Raw genomic sequence first — 17,713 nt, forward strand, 5'->3', positions numbered from 1 at the left:
ATGAAAGAACTGATAAAGAAATTCTTGTTCAAAGTAGGACTGGGAAAGGAGAGCGAACCATCGGCTACGGTAGAGATGGAGGTTGATGCTGAAACGCAGGATGATAACAAGGCTAAGGGCGACGAAAGGGAAAAGACAAGTCCGAAAGAGCCGCCCGTGGCGAAGCCCTTATCACAGGGCAAGAGTTGGTGGCGCATCGACTTCAAACAGCCCAAGTACATCTTTCCTTTGGCCATTCTTCTGCCTATCTTGTTCTTAGGCTATGAGTTGATGGGGGTATTCGGAGGTACGGACAATGCCAAGAAGGGTGTGGCCACGGACAGCATCAATGCCTCCCTGCCCACGGCGGCCAATGCTGATATGGGTGATAAGATGACTGAGATGAACAAACGCTATAACGAAGAGGATGCGGCATCGGCAGTGAACGGCATCGGTGAGGACCAGCCACAGCAGGACTCGCTCGGCAACGGCTATCAAGAGCATGAACTGGATGAGATAGACCGCCAGAATGCCATCAATGCCCAGCGGCAGAAGGATATGGAAGCCTTGCAGCAGCGGCTGGCTCAGTCACGGAAGCATATCAATGCCTATGAGGGTGGCAGTTACGGAGGTGCATCTGGCTATGGTTCGGGCGGCAGCTATGGGCGCGGTTCCAGACAGACAGAGATGGATGACTATGCCAGGGAGGTGGAGGCGATTCAGAAGAGAAGCCTTGCCCGGCAGAAAGCGTTGGAGAAGAGCATAGGTATCGGCGACGAGGATGAAAGTGCCAAAGTGTCAAAAGCGTCACATCCTTTTGGTGCGTCCAATCGTAAGTCCGAAGAGAAACCGGTCATTGTCAAGAAAGTGATGGAGGGTAATGCGGAGAAGTTCAACACCGTCAGTGCCGAGCCTACGACGGACGTTCCGCTGATCCGCGCCATGATAGACAAGACGACGAAGGCACACGAGGGTACGCGCCTCCGCTTCAAGCTCCTCGATGATGTGACGCTCAAAGGGACAAGACTGAAGAAGGGCACCTACCTCTACGGTACGGTGACGGGATTCGGACAGCAGCGTGTCATGGCGACCATCACCAGCATCCTGGTCAGGGATAAGTTCATCAAGGTGGGACTGTCGGTCTATGACAACGATGGTATGGAGGGCTTTTACGTTCCTGAGTCTGCTTTCCGCGACCTGATGAAGGATGCCAAGGCGAATGCCTTGCAGAGCAACATCAACTTTGACGGTGGGTATGGCGGTGGACTGAGTTCCGAGGCAGTGGCTCTGCAGGCCCTTCAGAACATGTACCAGTCGGCATCGTCTGCCGTGTCTGCCAATATCCGCAAGAATAAGGCCCGAATCAAGTACAATACCATCGTCTATCTGATCAATACCAATGCAGAGTAGCTTTCAATAATTCATCAAACATTTAGGAAATATGAAAAAGATTTTAGTTCTCATGGTTGCCCTCATGGGATTGTGTGGCAGCCTTCAGGCACAGAAGAAGTATAAGAACATCGAGGCAGACTCGGCTTCGGTGAGGTATATCCGCAACGCCAAGCCTACGGACAGCTACATCTTCGACGAAAACAGGCGCAAGGACGTGATCTTTGTCAACGAAGAGGTGACGACACACCTGCTGATGCCTGAGAATATCAAGCTCGTGGACATTTCTACGAACAAGATAGTAGGGAATCAGTGTACGGACAATATCGTGCGTATCAAACCCTCCGGGAGAATGTACGACAACGAGCTGGTGGGCACGATTACCGTGATTGGTGAACGGCATATCGTACAGCTCAACGTGGTTTATACTGCCGGACCTGCCAAAGCCAACTCTATCTACCGCATCAAAGCCGGGGACATGGGCAGGTATGAAAATCCCGACGTAACGATGCCGCGCAAGGAAATGGCGGCCTACGCCTGGGCCATCTTTACCAGCAAACCACGCAAGAACATCCATTCTAATGAGAACGGAATCAAGGCGAGGGTGAACAACATCTACAGTATCGGTGACTATTTCTTCATCGACTACTCGCTCTACAATGCTACCAAAATCAAGTATGACATCAGCGAGGTACGTATCAAACTCACGGACAAGAAGGAACTGAAGGCCACCAACTCACAGACGATTGAGCTGACACCGGTATATAGTCTGAGCAGTGCCAAGAGTTTCAAGAAGGCATACCGTAACGTGCTGGTGCTCGATAAACTCACCTTCCCTGAAGAGAAGGTGCTGAAGCTGGAAATTTCGGAGGAGCAGATTTCGGGGCGTATCATCACGCTCGATATCAACTACAAGGATATGCTGCACGCTGACGGGGTCAGTGAGCAGATGGTATCGTATCTGCCAGTGTTTTAACCATCAAATTGTAAAGTCATGGCTGTAGAAGAGACAAGAGAACAGCAGCAGATGTACAACATCTTCAGGAGCTGCATCTATCTTTTCCTGATAGTGGAACTGATCATGAATCTGCCCATCACGGCGGACAACCGTGTCACAGGATTTATTTTGGAACTCATCGCACGCTTCAAAGTGTTCAACAATGTGGCATCGTGTAAGCTCGTCGAACTGATCTGCATCGGTGTGACATGTATCGGCACACGTCCGCAGAAGGCACTGAAGTTCAATGTCAAAACGATGGTGCTTTATCCTATCGGCATCGGCATCACATTCATCGCACTCTGCATGATGTTTCATAAGGGCATCTGGGGAGGAGTCTCTTTTGGTTTTCCGACCAACCGCATCCTTTATGCCATGACTTCCATCATCGGTACAATGCTCCTGCATCAGGGGCTGGACGGTATCTCGCGCTTCTACAACTATAAGTTAGGAGAGGACCGCTTCAACTTCGAGAATGAATCGTTCCAGCAGTCGGAGGAACTGAATGAGAATCCGTATTCGGTCAATATCCCGATGATTTACTATTTCAAGAGACGGATGCACAAGGGCTGGATTAACATTATCAATCCCTTCCGTGGAACCATCGTACTGGGTACACCCGGCTCTGGTAAGTCCTTCGGCATCATCGACCCGTTTATCCGTCAGCATGCGGCCAAGGGGTTTGCCATGATGGTGTACGACTATAAGTTTCCGACATTGGGAAAGACGCTGTTCTATCAGTACTGCAAGAACAAGAAACTCGGTAGGTTACCAGAGAACTGTGGTTTCCATATCGTAAACTTTACCGATGTGGAATATTCCAACCGCATTAATCCTATTCAGCGAAAGTATATCCCTGATTTGGCGGCGGCAGCAGAGACGGCAGCGACCTTGCTTGAATCGCTCAATAAAGGGGGCGACAAGAAGGGTGGCTCGGAGGCGTTTTTTCAGAACTCAGCCATTAACTTCCTCTCTGCCATCATCTATTTCTTCGTAAACTTTCACCCGACGGGATTCAAGGACGGCAAGAAGCTCACGAGGTATGTCAAATACAGGGGCAAGAAACTAAGGCTGATGACAAAGAACTGGCATGACTACCGGGCTGTCGATAAGGACGGTAACATGATTCTCGACTTTGTGGATGAGCTGAGCCACGATGTGTCGGTGGATGAAGATGGCATGTTCGTGGATCTGAATGACTTCACTTATACGAGCCGTAACGGACAGCGGGTGCATATCACTTCGTCATGGTACGAGGATGAGCAGGGGCAGGTGGTGGAGCCGGACACCATTACGGGTGAATACTCGGACATGCCGCATGTGTTGTCCTTCTTAAGCAAGCAGTACAGTGACGTATTCGACATCCTGATGCAGGACCAGAAGATTCTCTCGCTCATGGCTCCGTTCCAGTCGGCTTATACCAACAAGGCGATGGACCAGCTCGAAGGTATGGTGGGTACGCTCCGTGTCAATGCGGCTCGGTTGGTGTCGCCCGAAGCCTACTGGATATTCACGGGGGATGACTTCGACCTGAAGATTTCAGACCCTGCCAGCCCCTCGTATCTTGTGATTGCCAACGACCCAGAGAAAGAGCAGATAGTGGGTGCGCTGAATGCGCTGGTGCTCAATCGTCTAGTTACCCGTGTGAACAGCAGAGGGAATATCCCTGTTTCCATCATCGTGGATGAGTTGCCAACCTTGTACTTTCATAAGATTGACCGACTGATCGGTACGGCGCGAAGCAACAAGGTAGCTGTTACGCTTGGTTTTCAAGAGTTGCCACAGCTGGAGGCGGATTATGGCAAGAACGGTATGCAGAAGATAATCACCACTTGCGGTAACATCTTCATGGGTGCTGCCCGGAACAAGGAGACATTGGAATGGGCGCAGAACGATGTGTTCGGAAAGGCGAAGCAGACGTCAAAGTCCATCACCATCAATGACCAGAAGGTTTCCACGTCTATCTCGGAACGGTTGGATTATCTGGTGCCAGCCGCCAAGATAGCGGACATGGCGACGGGCTGGCTCGCAGGTCAGTCGGCCCGCGACTTCACACCGACAGACGGCAGTATGATGCAGGGCTTTGACATCGAGAAGTCGGAGGAGTTCAAAACCTCGAAGTATTTTTGTAAGACGCACTTCGATATGGAGCAAATCAAGCAGGAGGAAAGTCTATATGCCGACTTGCCGAAAATCTATCAGTTTGCCTCCGACCGTGAGAAGGAAATCATGCTAGGGCGTAACTTCAAGCGGGTCAATGACGAGGTGGATGCGATGATAGCTGAACTTTTGGGTAAAGACAGAAAAAAGAAACAGGAAAATAAACAGTAGTATGGTACTTGAGCAGTGGAAAGGTTTGTCGGGCAGTGCCCTGAAAGCAATAGCGTTGGTGTCCATGACTGTAGACCATATCGCTTATTACCTGATGGAACATGGTACTTGGACGTATGACATGATGCGGACGGTGGGAAGAATGGCGTTCCCCATCTTCGCCTTTCTACTGGTAGAGGGGTATGGCCATACTCGTTCCACAAGGAAGTATGCGCTAAGCCTCTTGGCTTTTGCACTTATATCTGAAATACCATGGTGGCTGCTCAATCACGATAATACCCACAACGTATTCTTCACGCTTTTGTTGGGATTGATTGCAATAGAAGGTATGAGTAAGATTGACAATAAACCTTTGTTATGGTGTGTTTTGATGATTACCATTTGCGCCATAGCTACATTTCTACACGTCGATTATGAGTATTCCGGCATCCTGCTGATATGTGCGTTCCATATCTTTCAGCCAGACAAGGTGATGAAATGCCTTTTAGCCACCCTGTTCATGTACCAGTACGGTGTAATCGGTTTGTGGTTGGGCTTGGCTGTTATACTTTGCTATAATGGGCAGAGGGGATTTATAAAAGGGCAGTATGCGAAGTATTTGTGCTACGCATACTATCCTTTACACTATATTGCTCTTTTATTATACGCAAATTTTTCACGATAGCTACATATTGGTAGGCCAGAAATCATTGGAATATAATGCTCCAAAAACTTTAGAAAAAATCACCTTTGGGTATATCTGAGAATCTTGCAAATTTTGCTTCAAACTTCAAGGATAACTGACCAGTATAACCCATGCGATGCTTTGCAATAATAATCTGTGCTATACCACGCATATCATTGCCCTTTTCATCAGAGTAAAAATGATAATATTCAGGACGATGTATAAAGATTACGATATCGGCATCATCTTCGATTGTTCCCGATTCTCTTAAATCCGTTAATTGAGGTAAGTTATAAAATGATTGATCGCGGTTTTCAAAATAGCGATTCATTTGAGACAATACTATTATAGGAATATTAAGTTCCTTCGCAAGAGCCTTGAATGAATGCATAATATATGCAAGTTCATCATTTCGTGTAAAATTTGCTGATATTTTGAATGGTGTTTGTATCAACTGAATATAATCTATAATAGCTATCCTTGCATTATTGTGTTCAACCATATTTCTGATACCATCGCAAATTTGGTCAATATCAAAAGTTTGATCGTCTAAATAAATTGGAGCTGTTGAGATTTCTTGAGTAAATTTATCAAATTTCTCCCAATCCCCTGGGGATAATCTTCCTGACATCAATCCAGAGATTGGAATATCGGAATAATTTGCAATGAGCCGATTAGCAACTTCGCGTGCTTTTGTTTCCAAACAGAAGTATACACATGGAGTTGATTTTCCTACTGCAATATACTTTAGCATACTTGTGGCAAATGAGGTTTTACCCATCGAAGGCCGACCTGCCACAACAATGACGTTACCATCTTGCCAACCAGAGGTTAACTGGTCTAATTCGTGAAATCCACTTGGAATTCCACTTAATCCAGATGGATCATTAGAAATCTTAGCAAGTTTTTCTATTGCTATATTTATGACCTTATCCATTGATACAGGCTCCGCGCTGTACATTTTATTATTCGCATTTTTCATCTCTATCCTATTTGTGAAGTAATTCTGTTTTCTTAACGCATTTATAACTATAGTCAAACTCACTACAGCCCATTGGAAATACGAGATTATGCTTATCTCGGTATTATGTTCATTATCTAAACACCAAACAAAGATAGTATATTATTTTCCAGTTTCCAAACATTTCCGCCACTCTTTATGCAAAAGTCATAAGCTCTCGACAATTCTCTTCACTTTAATAAGATATGCTTGATCCTCAGCATACCCAATCTTATTTAGGAAATCGTAATAGCTACCCTCTCTGTACTTGTACTGCACATAGTCCTTGTATGCCTTCACGCTTTCTTCCCATGAGTTGAAGGTGTAGTAGCTGCCGTTGCTGGGGCGGCGTAGTCCGAAGAGGTTATTATTCTCTAAGCACACTCTGGAAGTGAAATACCCTGTTTCAAGTAGAGCTTGCGCGGCTACTATATGTGGGAATTTCACATCATACTGTCGGATAACGGCCATCAGGTTCTCGATGTTCAACTCCTTGTTGGGCTTTGTCCCGAATCTGACGTATGCCATCTTATCCTGTAGCTGCGTGATGTAACCGTTAAGATAATCCACGAAAACATTAGGATCGACGCTCTTTCCACCTTTCCTGATTCTGATATGGAGATGCGGGCCGGTGCTTTTGCCTGTGTTTCCTGATATTCCCACGATGGTTCCTGCCGAAACGGCATCGCCAGTTCTTACGGTTATCTGGTCAAGATGGCCATAAAGACATTCAAAGATGCCATGTTCCAAAACGACATAGTTGCCATAGCCTCTATTCCCGAAATGTACCTCCTTGATGATACCGGGCAGCATCGCATAGACTCGTGCATGGTTGCATTGCAGGTCTATGCCGTCATGGAAAGCCGCACATCTACTTACAGGGTCTTTGCGATAGCCGAAAGCTGAGTTGAGCTTCAGGAAGTCGAGCGGAAGGCAGACATTCATGCGCTGGCTGATCAGATTGAAAAGCAAGGAGTCCTTCACATTGACAAACAGTGGTACATCCTTCTCAATGGTGATTTCCAAGCCACGACCTGTTTGAAAGGTCACATCAGGTTGTTTTGCGCCTACGCTGTCCTTCTTTTGCTTTGTAACTACTTGTATTCCAACCTTTACCTGTTTGCGAACTACCTCCGGACGGAGAGTATAAAACTGCGCTGCCATCTTCATGCTGATAATCATGGTGGCAAAAACCAATAGAAATAATCTGTATCGTCTCATCTTATCATCTTGCTTTTTGATAATTTTGTTCGGTGAGAAGTGAATGTGCAAGACTTCTCACGACAAATTTACCGATAAACATTCAACGTATGGAAGATGTGATGACTTTTCAAGCTCAGGGAGCTGTCTTAGAGAAACTGATGCAGTTGGGTATCGACAGGGAAAAACTGGAGTTGATGCCTGATGGTCTGAAAGTTTCACTGCTTCGTGGAGAGATAACGCCTGTTTTCGTGGCCAACATGGAAACATCAAATGGCAAGGTGATACAGTTACCGCTCAAAGCCCAACTCGTGCTGGATGAAAACAACCAAGTGATGCTGATGACCTATCCGCTCCGCAAGAAAATTGCCAACGAACTGAACCTCAGCCAGAATGAACTTCTGCGTGTGCAGTCAGGTAAAGTGATCCGTAAGGAGGTGGACGTGGAGGGAGAAAGGAAAGTAAGATTTATCCAGTTGGATAAGGAAACCAACTCGCTCATGCACCGTGACGTGGCAAGCGTGCCTATCGAAGCGGAGCTACAAACACGGGATAAGGTGAAAGACATTGACTTGGGAGCCAACCAGAAGGAGGCGCTTCAGGAAGGGAAGCCCATAGAGCTTTCCATTGGCGACACCAAGGTAACGGTGGGCGTTGACTTGCGAGAGCCACAGGGCTTTAAGGTTGTCGATGGCGACATGAAAGAGTGGGAACGGCTCCAGCAGATGCGCTACGATGATGCCCACGAGGATTTTATGGGTTATGTGATGACCGACGAAAACCGCTGGGAATACCAGAAAGTGGTGGAACGCCAGGCCATGACCAACAACCCCTCGGAGTCTATCGAAAAGAAGCAGCGTACCGGCTTGATTCGATAGCAAAAACTAAAAACCATCCTCCCCAAACAAGGGATTCTTTAATATTCTGCTCCCGGCTTGTCACTTTCATAAGAGCCAGCGAGTGCTTTAACATTCTTCTTTGTTGGCGAGTTCTTCTGTTGTAGAACCGTAGCGTTAAAGCATATCACGACAAGCAAGGTGGGTAGAAAGAAATACAAAAATCTTGATTACGACTACATCGTCAGCTCCGTGGCTGGCTATGCCAAGGTTGCTCCTATTGCCCGAAAGGTAAAGGCTGGGGACGATATGGCCATTGCCAAGGCAGCAGCGATGATGACGGCTGCCGTCAGGAATGTCATGCCTAAGGACAAGCAGGTGGTACTGGTACCCATTCCCAACCGCACGGGCAGGGCGGGTTACACCAAAACGCTTGCCGAGAAAATCAGCGAGGCACTGCATCTACCTGTCATCGACGCATTAGCAAGCAATACCCACGAGCCGCTTTATCTGGTGAAGAAAGCCAATGGCTCGATCGATGAAGTGCCGCTCTACTTCTATCGCATCCGAAGGGTGCCCAGAGACAAGATACCCATTCTCATTGATAATGTACTCGACACCGGGCACACGGCAATGGCGGCCTACGAAGCGCTGGGCAGGCAGGATACGCTAATGGCGGTGCTCGGTGATACGCATAAGTTCACGCCCAACAAATGGAAACCGGATATTTACCCTTTAATTGACAACAATATGGCAAGCAAGAAAAAAGAAGAGGTGCAGCAGCAAGCTACCCCGAAGGAAGAGCCGAAGGCTCAGACTGAGAAAAAAGCTGCAAAGAAAACCGCGAAGCTCCCGAAGTCGAAGACGCTGGCAGAGCTGTACGAGAACATGAAGGAGAAGCATCCTGATGCCGTCCTGCTCTTCAGGACGGGAGATTTCTACACGGCCTTGAACACTGATGCCTCCAAGGTGGCTGACACATTGGGTGTCAAGGCTACCAAGCCAGCCAAGGCTGGAGACGGCTCACTGCAAGTTACATTTCCCCATCATGCACTGGACACGAATCTACCCAAACTCATCAGGGCTGGTCTTCGTGTGGCCATCGTGGATAGTCTGGAGAAGAAGCAGAGTGTGGAGAAATCCGTATCGGAGAAAGCGGAAACGAAAGCACAGGAAAAGAAAGAGGAAGGAGAGACCGTGGAGAAATCGGCTTCCGCCAAACAGGAGCATCAGCCGCGTGAGCCGCAGATGGTAACGGTCAATGGCGACAAAGTTTCCCATGCCCATGCCTTCCAGTCCAAGGTGAATCCCGCCGACTGGTTCTATGTGGCTCAGTTCAACGGCAAGCAGCTCAACCCCATGAAGATGGATGCTGCCGACATCGCAGCCTATCAGAAACGGGAGGCGAAGGTGGAGGACATGATGCAGAAGTATTATCCGACCAAGCTGGCCCCCAAGGTATCAGCCGAGGAATACAAGGCTGCCAACATTCTATCCGACGGCAGGGTAATCGACAAGATGACGGTGTATAAGGAGAAAGATGAGCAGCGTGCCGACTATGGCAAGTACAAGCTCTACGCACAGGTGGGCGACCAGCGTATGTCCGTACCAATGACCAAAGCGGACCAGAGTGCTTTCTTCGACCGCGTGACGACACCGGCGGCATTGGTAGAAAAGAACTTTGGTGAACGGCTGCACCTGGCATCCGCCTACGCCATCTATCAGCTCCCAGCCAACATCAAGGTGGAGGACATCCGGGTGGCGAAGGACAACATGGACGGCAAGTGGAAGATTTCGGCTGCCGTGGGTGAGAATGGTCGCACGGACAAGAAAGCAATTTCCTTTGACGACGGCTTCTCTCTCTTCCAAGCCAAGACCGTCACTCGTGAGCAACTGGCAGCCAAGTATCTCTCGGACGACATCAAGGTGCTGTCGGGACAGAAACAGGCTATCAACAATGGCCTGAAGATGTAGCCCAAGGCGGTGTATTTTTAGAATGACACAGATAACATAAATTCAAAGAAAATGGCATATAGTTTTGAAGAGCTGGTCCAGCTCAAACAGGACAGACGGATCGGATGGCTACAGTTCACGCTCGAAGGCGAGCATGCGGATGACTTCATGCAGTGGTGCAAGGAACACAACACCCATCCGAGTGAAGATACTGCTGAGTTCTACATGGAGTCAGTGGAACTGAGTATGCAGGACAAGCAAATCTTGGTAGAGGACGACTATGACTACAGCTGGAACTGAAACAAAGACGCTCGGTCAGAAAGCCGTGGACAGGTTCACGGAGATGATGATTGAGCGCATGGAACAGATGAAGTCCGTTGGTTGGCACAAGGGGTGGATTGGCGGTGCCACCGCTCCCGGTGCCATGCCGCAGAATGTGTCCGGGCGTGGATATTCGGGAAGTAACTCTTTCTTCCTTCAACTGGACACGGCTCTCCGTGGCTACTCCATGCCCGTGTATCTCACCTTCAAGCAAGCCAATGACTTGGGAGCGCATGTCAAGAAGGGCGAGTCGGCCATGCCGGTGCTCTATTGGGACATCATGGCAAGGGACAAGGACGGACGCAAAATCACCAAAGACACCTACCGCAAGATGAGCCTTGCGGAGCGGATGCAGGTGCAGACCATTCCATTCCTAAAGGCCTACAATGTGTTCAATGTTGATCAGACCAATCTGGCTGAGGTGAAGCCTGATAAGGTGGAAGCCCTCAAAAAGCTGTTTGCCCCGCCGGAGCTGCGTGATGCCGAGGGGATGTTTACCAGCAAAGCGCTCGACCGTATGTTCGAGAAGCAGGAGTGGATATGCCCTATCCAATACGACAAGCAAGTGCCGGGTGCCTACTTCTCACCCTCCAAGGACATCATCGTCATTCCAAGGAAGGAGCAGTTCAATATTGGCAAGACATCAGAGGAAATATATAAGGACGGTATGGAGTATTACTCCACTGCCTTGCACGAGATGGCTCACTCCACGGGGACTGAATCCCGACTGAACAGGGGTAGCCATGAGAAGTTCGGCGACGCAAAATACGCCAAGGAGGAACTGGTGGCTGAGCTGACGGCGGCGATGGTGGGCAACTCGATGGGCTTTGACAAGCGTATCCTGAATAACAACGCTGCCTACCTCGACGGTTGGATCTCCACGCTAAAAGAGAATCCAAAGTTCATCGTATCGGTGATAGCCGACGTGAACAAGGCTGCCAACATGGTGCTGGAAGAGGTGGACAAGCAGAAGATGGCATTGGGCGAAGAGCCTTTGCTCGATAAGAACAGAAATCTATCCGCCGATGCTACAAAGGATAAGATAGTTTTCGAGAACGCTTCCATCATCAAGCAGAATAGCAGAGACTATGCGGTGCGCGCCTCCTTCCAAGGCAGGGAACTGGGGGTCAAGCCGATTGACAAGAGTCTCGGCATGCTTTATTTCTCACTGTCGGAAGGGACTGAAAAGAATCGACTGCTCTTCCAGACTTTGGAAAAAAGCTATGGCGATGTGGTGCTGTCGCAGTCCCGAAAGCGTTCGCATCAGATGAAAGTCTAACTATAAATACTTACAGGTAGTATGGAACAGACCGTAAATTTCAAAGACCTGAAAACGAAGGTTGGTGTTGATGACATTGCCTATTATCTGGGCTATCGCCTCGACCGCTCGGCTGGCGTGGGCAGATACATCGAAATGGTCTTGGCTGACACCACCGGTCATAAGGATAAGCTCATCATCAAGAACCCGAAGGAAAAGGCGGCGCAGACCTATTTCCGTCGTAACGGGGCGAAAGGCGGCGATGTAGTGTCGTTGATACGTGAGAACCTTAACAGCTTTCACGAGTCTGGCAGGAACGAGTGGGAAATCATCGGCAAGGTGATGGCCCGCTTCGCCAATGAGCCGATTCCTGATTATGGGGATAGCCAGTATCTTGCGAAAGCCGGATATAGCGATAGTCGTGTATTCGATCCGAAGCGATATGAGACAAAGACAATAGACGGCGAATTATCGGAGGTGATGGCGTTCTTTGCCCAGCGTGGCATCAATGAGGAAACGGCGAGTGTCTTTGCACCTTTTATCAAGCAAGTAAGAGACAGCAACCATACCACCTATAAGCAGTTCAATATTGGTTTCCCTTACACGGAGGCTGGTAAGGACAAGGTGGTGGGCTATGAAATTCGTGGCTTTGGTTCATTCAAGAGTAAGGCTGCCGGTACTAACTCGACAACGGGCGCATGGATAGCCGACCTGTCAAGAGGTGGTAATCCAGCGGATATTCGGAATGTTTATTTCGCAGAGAGTGCGTACGACATCATGGCGTTCTATCAGCTGAATCACCTTCGCTTGGATGCCGCTCATTCGGTGTTCGTATCGCTGGGTGGTACTTTCTCCGACGGTCAGGTCAAGGGTATCATGGCTCATTACCCGGAAGCCAGAGCGATGGACTGTTTCGATAACGATCTTGCAGGACGCATCTATGGCATCCGTATGGCTGCCCTATTGGAGGGCATCCGCATGAATGTGCATAAGGAGGATAGTGAGGTAATGATTACCGTTGGTGATAAGAACTTTGCCATTCCTAACGACCAGTTGTCAATCCGTGAGCTTCGCAAGCACATCCATATCCGCTATAACGTGGGGGAATGGAAGGCTGCCGAGAACTACAAGGATTGGAATGACCAGTTGATGGGCAAGCAGATGGAAGTTGTGGCGGTAGAGAACAAGTTTACAAGGGACCGGAATCTGGCTGACCGTCGAGAGAAAGGAGTGGGCTTATGAAACGGTTTCTTATGACAATGGTGGTTGGAAGTATGGCTTTCTGCCCTCTGATGGCGCAGCAGACGGATCCGACACTGACAGGTGCCGTGGTAGCGCAGAGCGAGATGCTGAAAAAGATTTTCAAGGACCGCGAGAAGACGCAGAAGAAAATCATTGCAGCGGAAATGGCGGTCACGGTGGCCATGGACAGGATGCACAAGGTGGAGGACAAGATGCTGGAGTATCTTTCCAATGCGCAGGGTGCGATGCAGAACCTCTATCAGATCAAGCGGGCGGCAGAGCTGACGACGGTGGAGATTCCTCGAAACATGAGCCTATTGCGCCAGTCGCTACCTGGTCATCTGAAAGGAACGGCCATTGCACTGCTAGTGTCTGACGAATTGACGGATGCTGCCACGCAGATAGCTTCGCTCTATCCGTTCATGAAACAGCTGGTGACGAGTGGCACATACAACGTGAGTGGCTATGATGCCACCGGCAAGCCCATCAATAAGAAGCACAAGGTGAACCTGCTGTCATCGGCGGAGCGGTATTACATTGCCAATGAGGTGGTGACGAAACTGGAGACCATCAACACCGACCTGTGGCTGCTGGCATGGCAGGTAAGAACGTACTCGTGGAATGACCTGTGGTTCGGGCTTGATCCTGAAGGCTGGGCTACGGTGATGTCGGGGAAGGCGATTGTGGATGGACTGGTCTATGAGTGGAAATACATCTGACAGGCCTAAATATGGGCAATTTTCTGTACTTTTGCACTTGCTACACTTTGTTATTTCGAGGAGGAGCGGTGCAAACGGCGGATTGCAAAAGATAGTGTAAATATAACGTAAAGAAATAACAAAATGAGTGATACTGACAATTTACTGACCTGCCCGGTCTGTGGCAGGGGAAAGGTGGAGCATAATGAACATGGATGGACTTGCAGTGAGCAGTCCTGTGGATTCGTTATCCCTAATCGTGTGTTTAATCTGGAGATGACGGAGGAACTGGTGGTGCAGCTTGTCAAGCATGGCCATACAGGGGTGCTGTCACTGCAGAACAGGGACGGCCAGCATTTCAAGGCAGCTCTTGTCATCCGTAACGGAAAGGTTGATGCTTCGTCGAGTGTGCATTACATCGACGGAGCATGTCCTATATGTGGTGGAAAAATGCGTAAGACCTCGAAGGGCTACCGGTGTGAGAACTCCATCGGCGAGCATCCGTCGTGTGACTTTATGATTCCGGGTATCATCTGCAACCGTAGGATTACGGAGCAGGATGCCGTGGCGTTCCTGAATGGCAGACATATCGCCTTGGAGGGCTTTGCCTCGAATGAGTGGAAGATGTTTGCCTCGTCGCTGTCGATAGCCGAGGGCAAGGTGAAGCTGGAATCGCGCATTGCGAAGTGTCCGCATTGTGGGGGCGACCTACATGTGGGGCTGAAGGCGTACAACTGTGCCAACTATCGCAATACCGAGCATCCCTGCAAGTTCTCCATTTGGCGTAACATCAGCGGTCATGCCGTGTCGGTGGAGGAGGTAAAGCAGATTTGTGAGCAGGGCGTGACCAAGGACAGTATAGAGTTTTACAAGGAGGACGGTACGGTGTACTACAAGCGTCTGCAACTAACTCCTGAAAAGGACAGGATTATCATGATTTAAGATGAAGCACATCACAAGACAATTCTGTCTGCTACTCGGCATTGCTGTGCTCATGGCATCGTGTTCGGACAAGAAGAAAGAACTGCAACAACTGGCGGAGGAGAACCTTCGTCTGTCGGTAGAATACCCCAAGCAACTGGACATTGTGGCAATTTCCGAACCGGATTCGGCATTTGGCTTCAGCTACTTCTCTCAAAAAGAGAAGGCGGGCATCGTCCGTATCATGAAGTCGGTTACGGACAGTATTATGAAGCGTACTGATAATATGGAGTCGCTGGACATCAACGATTTCTATGTGATGGATCTCGCTGAAAGGCAGATGCGTGCCAACTCGGACATTCGGCAGATGCTGAGTCTGGCTACCGACAAGCAAGAATGGACAGGCTGGAAAGTGAAAATCGACTATCGGGCGGTAACACATCATGGCATGAAATACAATGCTGAACGGTGGTTCTTCATCAGTAGGGACGGTAAGGCGGTGGTGAGGACATTTGAGCTACCGCTGCCATAATGATATTGTATGTTTGGTTGAATTGGATTAACACTCTTTTGTTTAGGTGGAGGTTGTCGTGAGATAGTCTCCATTTTTTGTCTATCATTTCCATGCTTGCAGTTGCCTCCTTGCTGCAAGTACTCATTTTCTTTGCAAAGTTACGGCATAGGAAAGAACGGCAAGTACCGCTGCGGCTATGCGCAGAAAAATAGACGGCAGCCTTCCTCAAATCAAGATTTGGGTATTCCGTCGATTTTTCCGTGCATTGCTTGCCTTATCTTTCCCGCTTATGCCGTCCTGTATTGCTCGAAAATTAAGTATCTGCAAGAAGTCTAAAGACTTCACAAAAGGGAAAAGATTAAGATTTATAACCTCTTAAAATGATAAGTTATGCACGCATGGATTTTTCAATTATCGGAAGAACGCATCGAGGACTATCTCTGTGAAGATACCTTGTTGCAGGGTGATGGCAGCGACTACGACTATTGTGCCGCCATATCAGAAGAAGAACGGAAGAGAGCCGTTTACTCGCTCATGGCTCATATTCTGCCATTGGGCATGTTTCGTCTCAAAGATGAAACGACTTTGGTGTATCAAGGCGGTTTTGAGCAGTGGAAACGTGAGTGGGTGGAGCGTATTCAAGCGAAAGCAGCAAAGGTAAACACGGAAAACGTGATGAACTTTTGTGGTGAAGTGTACCAGTTGGAAACCGAGCTACAAAATCCGCTTGGCACCGATGCCCACTTCTACCTTTGCAACGACGACTATCAGACCTTTGCGGAGAAGTCGGTGGAGTTGATGCGAATGGTGGAGCATCTGACGGAGGGCGACGAACTTTACATTGGTGGTATCATTGATTTTCCTTTCTAAAGGTATGGATAATATCAGTATTTTTTCGATAGAGGGCGTTGATGCAAGGGAGATTTGCAATGCGCAGTTGGGCGATGCCCTGTTTGCACCCTGTAGTGTGTGCGACAAGTGGAAAGGCAACTTCCCATCAGTGGACAATCTGTTTTACGGATATGTGGAAGATGACATCTTCTACAACTATTCGGATGACGAGTTTGAGACCCACGTCAATGCAATGTTTGATTAAGTAGAACCAGGAGTATGCCGAGTTTCGGCATACTCCACAAAAGAAAATGCGATGAAGAAGATTTATAGTGTACCGGTTCGATACATCTTCGAGGGTACTTTCAAGGTGGAAGCTGAAAACAGCGAGGAAGCTAAAGAAAAAATTTTGAAACACTGTGGAATGGTCATGGGCAGTGGCATACAAACTACTTTGCCAGACCATGAGATTGATTGGGTATTCTGCAACCACCCTTGTAAGCAAGTGGGCAGAATAAGCAGGGAGAAATAATGCACAAGGTTGGGCATATCTGACAAGGTATGCCCAGCTTGAAAATCGGGCAGCGGTCACAGTCCGCTGCCTGTTTGGGAGAAAGATGTCCAGCTGAATAATGCTTTGTTGAAGTGAAAGTCTTGTTTTTACGTCAAAAACAAGACAAATGTATTAAACAGCTTTATTTTCCCTGAAAGCCGTGTTTCGCTATCACGTCATAAATGAGTGTGATGGCTCCACACCGCTTTCATCGCCCCATCGGGACACGGAGCGACAAGGGAGAGAGGTTGGGACGTTTTGTGCTGAATGGAGTGTATTGGCATGATACAGAAAGGATAGGCTACCGCTGTTACGCAGGTGATGAACTTTTGCCCATAACCACTTCACTACTCCACCTATCTTACTTTCTGCTCCGTGCCTATACACACCATATCGCACATTTTTTTCAGTGTAACGTCAGTGTTTCTCCAGTGTAATCCAATTCTTGCGTTGCACTGGGGTTACACCGACTATCTTTGCAGGTTTTACCTATATTGCAGAAGGCTTTTCCCTGAAAGCCGTATCTCCATTCATTGCGCATAGAGCAGCAATCATTACGATACCGCTTTCATCATTCTTTAGGGACAAAGAATGACAAGGGAGAGAGGTTAGGTTATTCCGTGCGCAGCAAGGCCAGTAATGAGCTGAAGAAGCCACATTGCATTTCAGACTTGCAGCAAGAAGCCCAAGCATCATTGCATGCAGTTCTTCCATTCCATTTTCGGCCCTCTTCAACTCTTCACCTGCCTTAGCGCACTTTATATTTTGAGAAACAAACCTTCTTCGGTGATCATCCATTTTCTTCGCGAAGTTCGCTATTGGCACATTCCGGTCAAGTACCAGTGCCTTATTTTTCAGGTTTTTATTGGCTTCTTTAATCTGATCATGGTATGCTAATAAAAACTTGAAAAATTCCTTGCCCTTGAATGTGTTGCCCAATAGCAACTGATTTGCTCGAAAATAGTTTTCCCCGAAGAAGTCATTAGACTTCACAAGAGGGAAATGAATCGAAATGCTTTGCAAACG

Annotated in this window: 18 protein-coding genes; 15 read left to right on the forward strand and 3 right to left on the reverse strand. The window is 48.3% G+C overall.

Features of this window, described 5'->3' with window-relative positions:
- From HMPREF9944_RS07465 to HMPREF9944_RS07480, 4 genes are read left to right on the forward strand one after another with little or no spacing between them, the layout of a single operon-like run.
- Nucleotides 1-1,389 carry a conjugative transposon protein TraM gene (locus tag HMPREF9944_RS07465; RefSeq protein WP_008565538.1) on the forward strand — a complete coding sequence of 463 codons (1,389 nt, stop codon included), beginning with the start codon at nt 1-3 and terminating at the stop codon, nt 1,387-1,389.
- Nucleotides 1,390-1,420: 31 nt separating this feature from the next.
- Nucleotides 1,421-2,344, forward strand: coding sequence for a conjugative transposon protein TraN (traN, locus tag HMPREF9944_RS07470; RefSeq protein WP_004363647.1), 924 nt, complete (start codon nt 1,421-1,423; stop codon nt 2,342-2,344).
- A gap of 18 nt (nt 2,345-2,362) precedes the next feature.
- Complete coding sequence (locus HMPREF9944_RS07475) at nt 2,363-4,696, forward strand: type IV secretory system conjugative DNA transfer family protein (RefSeq protein WP_004363646.1); 2,334 nt, start codon at nt 2,363-2,365, stop codon at nt 4,694-4,696.
- Between the two features lies 1 nt (nt 4,697).
- Complete coding sequence (locus HMPREF9944_RS07480; RefSeq protein ID WP_004363645.1) at nt 4,698-5,360, forward strand: TraX family protein; 663 nt, start codon at nt 4,698-4,700, stop codon at nt 5,358-5,360.
- A gap of 49 nt (nt 5,361-5,409) precedes the next feature.
- Here the strand turns inward: HMPREF9944_RS07480 and HMPREF9944_RS07485 are convergent, their stop codons facing one another.
- Together HMPREF9944_RS07485 and HMPREF9944_RS07490 are read right to left on the reverse strand one after the other, a co-directional pair.
- A complete protein-coding gene (locus HMPREF9944_RS07485) occupies nt 5,410-6,342 on the reverse strand; it encodes a replicative DNA helicase (protein ID WP_231294748.1) in 933 nt (310 codons plus the stop codon).
- Between the two features lie 186 nt (nt 6,343-6,528).
- On the reverse strand, nt 6,529-7,581 hold the full coding sequence (locus HMPREF9944_RS07490) for a peptidoglycan DD-metalloendopeptidase family protein (RefSeq protein ID WP_004363641.1): 1,053 nt from the start codon (nt 7,579-7,581) through the stop codon (nt 6,529-6,531).
- 89 nt (nt 7,582-7,670) lie between these two features.
- Here HMPREF9944_RS07490 and HMPREF9944_RS07495 point away from each other — a divergent pair, with 89 nt between their 5' ends.
- The 11 genes from HMPREF9944_RS07495 to HMPREF9944_RS07550 all read left to right on the forward strand — a co-directional run bounded on the left by HMPREF9944_RS07495 (nt 7,671) and on the right by HMPREF9944_RS07550 (nt 16,666).
- Complete coding sequence (locus HMPREF9944_RS07495; protein ID WP_004363638.1) at nt 7,671-8,438, forward strand: DUF4099 domain-containing protein; 768 nt, start codon at nt 7,671-7,673, stop codon at nt 8,436-8,438.
- A 159-nt stretch (nt 8,439-8,597) separates the two neighbouring features.
- A complete protein-coding gene (locus HMPREF9944_RS07500; RefSeq protein ID WP_008565540.1) occupies nt 8,598-10,370 on the forward strand; it encodes a MutS N-terminal domain-containing protein in 1,773 nt (590 codons plus the stop codon).
- Between the two features lie 51 nt (nt 10,371-10,421).
- On the forward strand, nt 10,422-10,649 hold the full coding sequence (locus tag HMPREF9944_RS07505) for a hypothetical protein (protein WP_004363636.1): 228 nt from the start codon (nt 10,422-10,424) through the stop codon (nt 10,647-10,649).
- The gene (locus HMPREF9944_RS07510; protein WP_004363635.1) at nt 10,630-11,949 is read left to right on the forward strand and encodes an ArdC family protein; all 1,320 of its coding nucleotides are present in this window, start codon (nt 10,630-10,632) and stop codon (nt 11,947-11,949) included. The genes HMPREF9944_RS07505 and HMPREF9944_RS07510 overlap by 20 nt, the downstream gene beginning before the upstream one ends.
- Nucleotides 11,950-11,970: 21 nt before the next feature.
- Nucleotides 11,971-13,170, forward strand: coding sequence for a toprim domain-containing protein (locus HMPREF9944_RS07515; protein ID WP_004363634.1), 1,200 nt, complete (start codon nt 11,971-11,973; stop codon nt 13,168-13,170).
- Nucleotides 13,167-13,889 (forward strand): hypothetical protein, encoded by a 723-nt coding sequence (locus HMPREF9944_RS07520; RefSeq protein WP_004363633.1) that lies wholly within the window; start codon nt 13,167-13,169, stop codon nt 13,887-13,889. Before HMPREF9944_RS07515 ends, HMPREF9944_RS07520 begins: the two co-directional genes overlap by 4 nt.
- Before the next feature lie 123 nt (nt 13,890-14,012).
- Nucleotides 14,013-14,810, forward strand: a complete 798-nt coding sequence (locus HMPREF9944_RS07525) for a topoisomerase C-terminal repeat-containing protein (protein ID WP_004363632.1) — start codon at nt 14,013-14,015, stop codon at nt 14,808-14,810.
- Between the two features lies 1 nt (nt 14,811).
- Nucleotides 14,812-15,321, forward strand: coding sequence for a hypothetical protein (locus tag HMPREF9944_RS07530; protein WP_004363631.1), 510 nt, complete (start codon nt 14,812-14,814; stop codon nt 15,319-15,321).
- A gap of 372 nt (nt 15,322-15,693) precedes the next feature.
- The gene (locus tag HMPREF9944_RS07540; RefSeq protein WP_004363629.1) at nt 15,694-16,173 is read left to right on the forward strand and encodes a hypothetical protein; all 480 of its coding nucleotides are present in this window, start codon (nt 15,694-15,696) and stop codon (nt 16,171-16,173) included.
- A gap of 4 nt (nt 16,174-16,177) precedes the next feature.
- Nucleotides 16,178-16,399, forward strand: a complete 222-nt coding sequence (locus HMPREF9944_RS07545; protein WP_004363628.1) for a hypothetical protein — start codon at nt 16,178-16,180, stop codon at nt 16,397-16,399.
- A 51-nt stretch (nt 16,400-16,450) separates the two neighbouring features.
- The gene (locus HMPREF9944_RS07550) at nt 16,451-16,666 is read left to right on the forward strand and encodes a hypothetical protein (protein ID WP_004363627.1); all 216 of its coding nucleotides are present in this window, start codon (nt 16,451-16,453) and stop codon (nt 16,664-16,666) included.
- A 510-nt stretch (nt 16,667-17,176) separates the two neighbouring features.
- Here the strand turns inward: HMPREF9944_RS07550 and HMPREF9944_RS13320 are convergent.
- Nucleotides 17,177-17,680, reverse strand: a complete 504-nt coding sequence (locus HMPREF9944_RS13320; RefSeq protein ID WP_244861135.1) for a hypothetical protein — start codon at nt 17,678-17,680, stop codon at nt 17,177-17,179.
- Nucleotides 17,681-17,713: the final 33 nt, after the last annotated feature.

Origin of the sequence: Segatella maculosa OT 289 (assembly GCF_000243015.1) — a bacterium.
In the GTDB taxonomy this organism is placed as follows: domain Bacteria; phylum Bacteroidota; class Bacteroidia; order Bacteroidales; family Bacteroidaceae; genus Prevotella; species Prevotella maculosa.

What these genes read in the sequence shown, in the direction of transcription:
- HMPREF9944_RS07465 (WP_008565538.1), top strand. Translation starts at nt 1, where the DNA reads ATGAAAGAACTGATAAAGAAATTCTTGTTCAAAGTAGGACTGGGAAAG.
- traN (WP_004363647.1), top strand. Translation starts at nt 1,421, where the DNA reads ATGAAAAAGATTTTAGTTCTCATGGTTGCCCTCATGGGATTGTGTGGC.
- HMPREF9944_RS07475 (WP_004363646.1), top strand. Translation starts at nt 2,363, where the DNA reads ATGGCTGTAGAAGAGACAAGAGAACAGCAGCAGATGTACAACATCTTC.
- HMPREF9944_RS07480 (WP_004363645.1), top strand. Translation starts at nt 4,698, where the DNA reads ATGGTACTTGAGCAGTGGAAAGGTTTGTCGGGCAGTGCCCTGAAAGCA.
- HMPREF9944_RS07485 (WP_231294748.1), bottom strand. Translation starts at nt 6,342, where the DNA reads ATGAAAAATGCGAATAATAAAATGTACAGCGCGGAGCCTGTATCAATG.
- HMPREF9944_RS07490 (WP_004363641.1), bottom strand. Translation starts at nt 7,581, where the DNA reads ATGAGACGATACAGATTATTTCTATTGGTTTTTGCCACCATGATTATC.
- HMPREF9944_RS07495 (WP_004363638.1), top strand. Translation starts at nt 7,671, where the DNA reads ATGGAAGATGTGATGACTTTTCAAGCTCAGGGAGCTGTCTTAGAGAAA.
- HMPREF9944_RS07505 (WP_004363636.1), top strand. Translation starts at nt 10,422, where the DNA reads ATGGCATATAGTTTTGAAGAGCTGGTCCAGCTCAAACAGGACAGACGG.
- HMPREF9944_RS07510 (WP_004363635.1), top strand. Translation starts at nt 10,630, where the DNA reads ATGACTACAGCTGGAACTGAAACAAAGACGCTCGGTCAGAAAGCCGTG.
- HMPREF9944_RS07515 (WP_004363634.1), top strand. Translation starts at nt 11,971, where the DNA reads ATGGAACAGACCGTAAATTTCAAAGACCTGAAAACGAAGGTTGGTGTT.
- HMPREF9944_RS07520 (WP_004363633.1), top strand. Translation starts at nt 13,167, where the DNA reads ATGAAACGGTTTCTTATGACAATGGTGGTTGGAAGTATGGCTTTCTGC.
- HMPREF9944_RS07525 (WP_004363632.1), top strand. Translation starts at nt 14,013, where the DNA reads ATGAGTGATACTGACAATTTACTGACCTGCCCGGTCTGTGGCAGGGGA.
- HMPREF9944_RS07530 (WP_004363631.1), top strand. Translation starts at nt 14,812, where the DNA reads ATGAAGCACATCACAAGACAATTCTGTCTGCTACTCGGCATTGCTGTG.
- HMPREF9944_RS07540 (WP_004363629.1), top strand. Translation starts at nt 15,694, where the DNA reads ATGCACGCATGGATTTTTCAATTATCGGAAGAACGCATCGAGGACTAT.
- HMPREF9944_RS07545 (WP_004363628.1), top strand. Translation starts at nt 16,178, where the DNA reads ATGGATAATATCAGTATTTTTTCGATAGAGGGCGTTGATGCAAGGGAG.
- HMPREF9944_RS07550 (WP_004363627.1), top strand. Translation starts at nt 16,451, where the DNA reads ATGAAGAAGATTTATAGTGTACCGGTTCGATACATCTTCGAGGGTACT.